Genomic DNA, 4,725 nt, shown 5'->3' on the forward strand with positions numbered 1-4,725 from the left:
GACACTCCGCCGCCTGGACGAAGCCCTGCGCGCCGCCTTCCTCGCTGGACCGGACCCTGCTTCTCGCCCGGCGAGCGAGGATTGCGCACAGCTGAATGTCGGGGCAGTTTCCCGTCCGGGAGGCGCCGCATGAACCAGCTCGGCCTCGCCGCCTTCATCGCCTTCACCCGCGAGCATCCCGAGCTCTACCGGATCGTCGAGGAGGCGCAGTTCGTCGCCGAAGACGGCTATCGCGACCATTACCGCTCGTTCGTCGAAGGCTATCGCCAGGGCCTCGCCGCCGCCGCCGCGCGCGGCGAGATCGTCGAGGGCCCGGACGAGCTGCGCGCCTGGGCGCTGATCGGGATGAGCGTCTTCCTCGGCATGCGCTACGCCGTCTGGGACAAGGATTTGACGCCCCGTGAGGTCGCCGATCAGGCGATTGACCTGGTCTCGGAGGGGCTCAGGAAACGGACGCCATGATCGGCGACCTTCCCGATCTGGTCGCCAAGCGCGCCGAGCTGAACCCGAACGCCGTGGCGCTGGAAGAAGCGGCGACCGGCCGGACGCGGAGCTATGCCGAGTTCGATGCCCGGGCGGAGGCCGCGGCGGCGCTGCTGGCGGCGCGCGGCGTCGAGATCGGGGACCGCGTCGCGATCCTCTGCCGCAACCGGATCGAGTTTTTCGAGCTGCTCTTCGGCTGCGCCCGGCTCGGCGCGGTCTTCGTGCCGCTGAACTGGCGGATGCCGCCGGGCGAGCTGGACGGCCTGATCGCCGATTGCGCGCCCGCCTTGCTCTTCCACGGCGCCGGCGACGCGGAGACCGTTGCACGGCTCGCCGCCGCGATCCCGGCGATCTGCCTGGACGAAGCCTATGAACCGCTCCTCGCGGCGGCGGCGCCCGCGCAAACGCGGCGGCGCTGGCCGGCGGAGACGACCTGGTATCTGATCTACACCTCGGGCACGACCGGTCGGCCCAAAGGCGTGGTCTACACCTACCGGATGGCGCTCGCGAACTACGTCAACATCGGTTCGGCGACCGGGCTTCGCGGCTCAGACACGACAGTGACCTTTCTGCCCAATTTCCACACCGCCGGGATCAATCTCCATGCCCTGCCCGTGCTGATCGCCGGCGGCCGCGTGATCGTCCTCGAGAGCTTCGACGCCGATGCCATCGTCGCCCTGCTCGCGGCCGGGCGCCTCGACACGTTCTTCGCCGTGCCGACCGTCTATCAGGCGCTGCTCGATCATCCCGATTTCGCCGCGCTTCCCCTTGCCCGAGTCCGCCACTGGGGCTGCGGCGGCGCGCCGCTCCCCGACATATTGGTCGAACGCTACCGCGCGCTCGGCGTCCGCGTCTGCAACGGCATGGGCATGACCGAGACCGGGCCGACCGCCTTCCTGGTCGATCCGGCCGACGCCTGGGATCGGATCGGATCGGTCGGCAAGCCGCAATTGCTGTGCAGCGCGCGGATCGTGGACGGCGACGGCCGCGAGGTGGCGGACGGGGCCGTCGGCGACCTCCAGTTCGCCGGCCCGGGGGTGACCCCCGGCTATTGGCGCAACGAGGAGGCGACCCGCGCAGCCTTCACCCCGGACGGCTGGCTGAGATCGGGCGACCTCGCCCGCCGCGACACAGACGGCTTCTACTGGATCACCGGGCGGCGGAAGGAGATGTTCATCTCCGGGGGAGAAAATGTTTATCCGGTCGAGGTCGAGAACGTACTTGCGGCCCATCCTGCGGTGGTCGACGTCGCGGTGCTGAGCCGACCGGACCCGAAATGGGGCGAGGTCGGCCGCGCCTTCGTCCAGCTCGCTCCGGACCGCCGCCCGGATTGCGCGGAGCTGGACGCCTTCTGCCGCGCCCGGCTCGCCGCCTACAAGGTGCCGGCGAGCTTCGAGTTCGTCGCCGAGTTCCCGCGCACCTCGGCCGGGAAGATCCAGAAGCATCTGCTGATATAAGAGAGGAATGGGCGGCGGGCCCGAAACTGTTTGGGACAGGAGCCCGCCGCCACCGCCGGGTGGGACCAGAATTTCACCGGCGAGGACGGCTCTAGCGCGCGCGAATTGATACCCGCTTCATTACGATATGCGGGTTTTACGGTGTCGTATTACTTGGCGGAGGGATCGCCGCCTAGGCAATAAGCAGCAGCCAGCTTTTCTCGCCATCCGGCGGATGATCGCGCGAAGGCGGTCCCCCGGACCGCCTTCTGATGCGCGATCTTGGTCGGGGAGAGAGGATTCGAACCTCCGGCCCCTGCCTCCCGAAGACAGTGCTCTCCCCGGCTGAGCTACTCCCCGACCGATACGCGGGGCCTCATGTGGGCCCGCGGGGCCGGGCGTCTATAGGGACGGGATCGAGCGAGTTCAAGCGCGGAGCGCACCGGCCCGCCGCCGTCAGAAGCCCTCGGGTGGGGTCTCGGGCGGCTGCTCCAGAATCTCCTGCTGGCCTTCGTCCTGCTGGAAGCTGGGATCGTTCGGATCGACGGGCGGCTTGCCGCCTGGCCCGACCACTTGGTTCTGCTCCGGCAGCGCGGGCGGCGGGGTCGGAGCCGCCTGTTGCTGGCGGCGCATCTGCGCGATCGCGGCGAGCACTAGCAGCAACGTGACCAGGGCGACGATCCCGACGATCACGAACACCGCCGCCCTCGACACGCCGCCGCGGCCGGTCAGCGCCTCGATCCGGGCCGGCCGCTCGAGCCCCGCCGTGCTCTCGATCAGCTGATCGACGTGCTTGCGGTAAAGCCGGTTGCCGAAGGTGCCGGTGACGAAGGTGACGCCGATGCCGACGAAGTTCAGCACCATGCCAAGCGCCGGATTGGCGAGCCCGAGCAGGACGATCGCCAGCCACAGCACGAGCAACCCGATCATCGCCGGCCACATCTTGCGATAGGCGAACCAGAGCAGGTTCAAGAGGCAAGCGGGCCAATTCCAGCTCACGATCGAATTCTTCGCGTCCATCCGCGCCCAGCGGTCGAGATAATAATCGGCATTCGGGCCAATCGCGGCGCGCAAAAGATCCTCGTCCGCGGGAGGGGGCGGAGGCGGAGGCGGCGGCGGTGGCGGTGGCACGGGCGCGGGCGGCGGGGGCGGCGGCACGGGATCCGGTGGCGGTGGTGGGGGCGGCACCGGCGCGGCGGATGGCGGCGTGGTCGCCGCCCGGGGCGCCTCGTCCACGGGCACGCCGGCAAAGGTCTGCAGCTCGCGCGCGAGCCGGGCCATGCTGTCGTCCCGCTCGTCCCCGAAGGCGTCGGTCCAGTGGCGGATCTTGAGGAAGAAGGCGAGGCCGGCGGCGGGCTTGATGTCGCTCATCCGCACCGGAAAGATCGGCTTGGACGTGCTGAACGCCATCTCGGTCTCGGCGCGCACGTAGGGCGATTTGTTCGCCTTGTCAGTGACCAGCACGACGAACGAGCTGCACGTCTCGATCGCTTCCTGGAGCTGCTCGGAATAATCCTGCCCCGGGCGCACGTCCCTCGGCGCGATCCACGCCTTGACGCCCTTGCCCTCGATGAAGGCGGCGAGCTCGTTGGCCTGGATCCGGTCCTCCGATCCGTGGCTGACGAAGACGTGGCTCATCGATCCCCCGCTAAGCTCCCGATGGCGCGACGCTATAGGTTCGACCCGGCGCTTGGCAATGCCGCACTACGGCGCCCCGGACCCGCGCGCGCCCAGCATGTCGGCGATGGCGACGAACTTTTCGCGCGGATTGCCCTCGCGCGCCCGCGCCGCTTCGGCCTCTTCGATCTTTTGCCAATCGCGGAACGTGCATACGTCGACGCCCCGCGCCTCGAGCAGCCGGTCGAGCCCCGGCCGCCCTTCCTTGCCGGTGCCAGCCCCGATGTCGGCCGCAATCTTCTCCGCGACCTCATAGCCGTCCGGCCGGTTCGTTCCGATTGTGCCGGTCGGCCCGCGCCGCGCCCAGCCGACGCAATAAAGGCCGCCCCCGATCACCCCCTCGCTGTTGGCGAAGCGGCCGCGATCCTCCTCATAGGGCACGCCCTCGAGCGGCGGCGTCTTGTAGCCGATGCAGGTGACGACGAGGCCGCAGGGAATGGCATAGGTTTCGCCCGTGCCGACAGCCGCCTGGCGCTCGTCGAGCCTGGTCCGCTCGACGATCAGCCGCTCGACCTTGCCGTCGCCCTCCACCGCGACGGGCTTGGCGAAGAAATCGAAGACGATCAGCTTGCGCTTTGTCTTGGGCAGGCCGGCGAAATCGCGCAGATGGGTGACCGATTTGCGCAGGCCCGGCTCGAGCAGGGCGTCGTCGAGCGCGGGCGGGAAATCGCCGAGATCGACTTCCGGCACCGCGTCCTCGAGATGGCCGAGCTCGCCCAACTCCTTGGGCGTCATCGCGATCTGATGCGGGCCGCGGCGGCCGAGCACGTGGATGGTGCGGATCGCCGAATTGCCGAGCGCTTCGAAGGCGTGGGCGACGATGTCCGAGCCGGTGAACTCCGCCGGAGTCTTGGCGAGGATGCGGGCGACGTCGAGCGCGACATTGCCGTTGCCGATCACCGCCGCCGCCGTCGCGTCGAGCGGCGGAGCGAGCTCGGCGAAGTCCGGATGACCGTTATACCAGCCGACGAAGGCGGCGGAGCCGACCACGCCGGGCAGGTTCGCGCCCGGGATGTCGAGCGGCCGGTCGTTGGGCGCGCCGGTCGCCAATATGACCGCGTCGTAGAGGCCGCGCAGCTCGTCAATCGAGACGTCGCGCCCGACCAGCACGTTGCCGACGAAGCGGACA

4 protein-coding genes and 1 tRNA gene are annotated in these 4,725 nt (G+C 69.4%); 2 read left to right on the forward strand and 3 right to left on the reverse strand.

The features are described from left to right. The first annotated feature begins 129 nt into the window (after positions 1-129). Together ACT4N8_RS16165 and ACT4N8_RS16170 are read left to right on the forward strand one after the other, a co-directional pair. Complete coding sequence (locus ACT4N8_RS16165) at positions 130-462, forward strand: hypothetical protein (RefSeq protein ID WP_444859137.1); 333 nt, start codon at positions 130-132, stop codon at positions 460-462. Beyond that, positions 459-1,940 (forward strand): AMP-binding protein, encoded by a 1,482-nt coding sequence (locus tag ACT4N8_RS16170; protein ID WP_444859138.1) that lies wholly within the window; start codon positions 459-461, stop codon positions 1,938-1,940. Before ACT4N8_RS16165 ends, ACT4N8_RS16170 begins: the two co-directional genes overlap by 4 nt. Before the next feature lie 262 nt (positions 1,941-2,202). Here the strand turns inward: ACT4N8_RS16170 and ACT4N8_RS16175 are convergent. The 3 genes from ACT4N8_RS16175 to ACT4N8_RS16185 form a co-directional block, all read right to left on the reverse strand. Continuing rightward, positions 2,203-2,279, reverse strand: a tRNA-Pro gene (locus ACT4N8_RS16175). Between the two features lie 96 nt (positions 2,280-2,375). Next, positions 2,376-3,557 (reverse strand): TIR domain-containing protein, encoded by a 1,182-nt coding sequence (locus ACT4N8_RS16180; protein ID WP_444859139.1) that lies wholly within the window; start codon positions 3,555-3,557, stop codon positions 2,376-2,378. Positions 3,558-3,623: 66 nt separating this feature from the next. Beyond that, a partial coding sequence (locus ACT4N8_RS16185; RefSeq protein ID WP_444859140.1) for an FAD-dependent oxidoreductase occupies positions 3,624-4,725 on the reverse strand: 1,102 nt, incomplete at its 5' end.

The organism is Sphingosinicella sp., from assembly GCF_052387495.1.
In the GTDB taxonomy this organism is placed as follows: domain Bacteria; phylum Pseudomonadota; class Alphaproteobacteria; order Sphingomonadales; family Sphingomonadaceae; genus Allosphingosinicella.